The 3,122-nt window shown below is 56.3% G+C and carries 1 protein-coding gene; it reads right to left on the bottom strand.

Translation table 11 applies throughout. The features are described 5' to 3' along the window. Positions 1–2,405 (bottom strand): RHS repeat domain-containing protein (locus HNQ59_RS19170; protein WP_184041995.1); only part of this gene is annotated, 2,405 nt, incomplete at its 3' end. Positions 2,406–3,122 lie beyond the last annotated feature (717 nt).

Below are 3,122 nucleotides of genomic sequence, written 5' to 3'. Positions count from 1 at the left end.
TGCGCGGTCGTGCCCGCCAGCACCTGCTGTGTCTCGCGCTGGCCGTTGCCGTCCAGCTTGCTCACCAACCGGCCCAACAGGTCATAGCCATAGCGTGTCACCGGCTGCGCCCGCTCCCGGAAGCCGTTCCCATACGTCACGTCCGTCTCTGGGTCGGTCTTCTTGAGCAACTGGCCTTGTGTGTTGTATTCAAAGCGGGTGGTGATCGCCTGCTCGTTGACCGGTACACTGGCACCATTGGGCACGTGCAGGTTGATCATCTCGCGGGCGCGTTCCTTGACCCGGTCGTCGATCTCTTCGGCAATCTGGCCAAAGGCGTTGTAGCTCAGCCGTTTGCTGATCTGGACCGCGTAGGACTTGCCCACTGACATGACACGCTGTTCAATTTCATAAGGCTTGTCTTTGCCCAGTGCCCGGTCTTCACCCAGCAGGGTCAGCCGGGCGTCCAGCTGGATGGCGTCACCGATTTCATTGCGATAGGGCGCATCCGTTTCTGTCAGCAGCGCCAGTTTGATCTCCAGCTTCAGCTCTCCCTGCTTGGGCATCATCGCATCGACATCCCAGGCGAATTCGGTCCGCTTGGCGACGGCATCCCATTCGCCAATCACCACCTTGTTCGTAAGCTGGTTCGTGGCGGGGTCGAGATAGGTCGCCCGCAGCTTGGCGACATTGCGCCCAGGGGGGCCATACAGGCTGACGATGGTCGGTTTGCGATCAGCCTGCTGGCTAGTCACGGTGACTTGGCCCGTGCTGTCCACCCGCAGGCTACCCTTGCCTTTGGATAACAATACTTTGCCGTTATAGGACTGGAACTGGTAGTTGAATTCGGCACTATCCTTGCTGACATCCAGTGCCGGGTAGCGGCTACTCGTCAGGCGGGCGGGGAGCTGGCCACCGTCAAATACGATCTCCTGCCAAGCCGTCTCTCCCTTCTTTTGGATCTGCAACACGAATCGGGTCACCTGAGCCTGGTTTTCCTTTTGGCTGAAAACCACCTCGGCGGGCTGTTTCTGGACCGTGAAGCTGCTCGTGATCAGGCCCGCGCGTTCAATGGTCGCCGTACCACTGCCGGTGCCAATGACGCGACCCTGCTGATCTTTGGCGGTGTAGCGCAGTGTCAACGGCTTGTCTTTGTACTCGGCGGACAAGGTGGCGGCGTTCCACACAAAGGCACCACCGCCTAGGGCATTCACCTGGGCGGCCAGCCACGTATTGCCGCCCGATGCCAACTGATATTCCAATGACAATACGCTGGCCCCGCTGACACTGATGGGTAATTGGCCATCACCCGCTTGACGCTTCAGATTCCCCACCAGCAAAGCATTGGCTGCCTCATTGACGTCCTTGTTGGCATAGACCGTGACCGTGCCGGTGATCTTCTGCGTGTCATCCATATAGATCAACTGCAGATCCCGATTGCCGGTCGGGGGTAACCACCGGGTCAGCTTGAGGCGGATTCGATCTTGATCGAAGGTGTAATCCTGACCGGACACCAAGTTGATGGTGTCACTGCCTACTTTGACAGCCAGTGTCGGGTTGGCGCCCCGGGTGAAATTGGGCAGGTAGCATTCTGGAACGCGAACCATCGACGAGGTATTGATCGAGTGCGTCACATCCGGCAGCAGATTGAAGCCGCCGGTCGTCTGACGACCCAATAGCGAGACATAGCCTGTGCCATTGGCACGACGATAGCGGTTGTCAGAAAAATCCAACATGTCGCCGATCGGCTGACCATCCAGCAATTCGTATTCAACCCAGATGCCATTGGTGTTGTCATTACGCAGGAACCGATCCAGATCCGCCACGCCACTCAAATCAATCGGAACAGTCGATTGGTTGGCTGCCACTTGCCGCGAGCCCTGATACAAATTTTTCAAACCACCATCTTTCGACTGAAACACCTTGTACCGCAACCAAGCTGCCCCCGCCGTATTGAGCGTGATGGATGGCATGGTGGGTGGGGTGGTTTGCGTGATGGCCATTGCCCAAGGCATGCCACCTGATTTTTGTGCCTGGGCGGTCGATGCAGAATACCAAGTACCATTGGCATTGATCAGGAAATCCAGATCCTGCGCTGGCAGAGTAATATCAGCCCCACTAGCAAACGGTTTTGATTGCCATGCGTCTGATGTATTGGCGTTGCGATAGTAGATCTTTCCTTCACCCACGCCCGGTATATTGAATTGATATGCCCGGGTGCCATTGCTTTCCACGCTGTTGACCAGGGCAAGTTGATTGCCAGGTGCAGTTGCACTCTCTTGCTGAGTGATGGTCACTGTGTGGTTATCCGCAATATTCAGCTCCACTCTGTCCAGCTCGATCAATTGGCCATCGCGCTTGCATTGCAGGACTGCTATATAACCACCCGGATCGAGCTTCCCGCCGTCCAGCAGGAATGCTTCCATGTCCGTTGCTTTACTCAGCTGAAGCGTGCGTTGATTCGATAAGTTGTCTCGCCTATAAAATGTGGCGTCGATGGAACCGGGCAGGTTGGCGCCGTAGATGAGAAACGCCTCGGTGTGCCGTACGGCGGTGATGGTTGCACGTGTAAAGATTCTATATTTGTCAAAATCTGGTTCCGATTCTGCCTCCGCAGAAACTGCGATGGTGCCCAAATTGGCCCAAGTACTGGATGCCGCGCTGGCCTGGTAGCGCAATGTGTGTGTCGTAGCAAGCATCATTGCTGAATCGAACTCTGCATTTCCGCCGCGTACTTTGAACTTTATCTCTTGCCCCACCTTATCGCACGAGCCAACTAGCGATCCTGTCGCATCCAACACTTGGTACGTACCAGATAATGCGGATGCCGGCAAAGTCACAAAATAATAGCAATCCCACCCTTTTGGTCGGCGAGTCCTTGGGCCAGCCGGCAATTCAGTGTGGCTGCTCCCATTGGTTCTCATACCAGACAAACTGCCAACCTGTACCTTGCCACCTTGAGTAGCACTCGCAACCACACGGGTTCGCATCGGTTCAAATGTCAAACTATGCGGTGGCACCACCGCCCCAGCCTGAAAGCCCTGTGTCAGCAGGGTCGTCGGCACGGATGGCGGGTTCGCCTTCAGCGGCGTGTTGCTGGAGGGTGTGGAGTTGATATCGCCAAATAGCTCCTTCTGCCAGAC

This window comes from Chitinivorax tropicus, assembly GCF_014202905.1.
GTDB classification, from domain to species: domain Bacteria; phylum Pseudomonadota; class Gammaproteobacteria; order Burkholderiales; family SCOH01; genus Chitinivorax; species Chitinivorax tropicus.
Note: the sequence above shows the minus strand (reverse complement) of the source record. Positions and strands in the feature narration are given on the sequence as shown.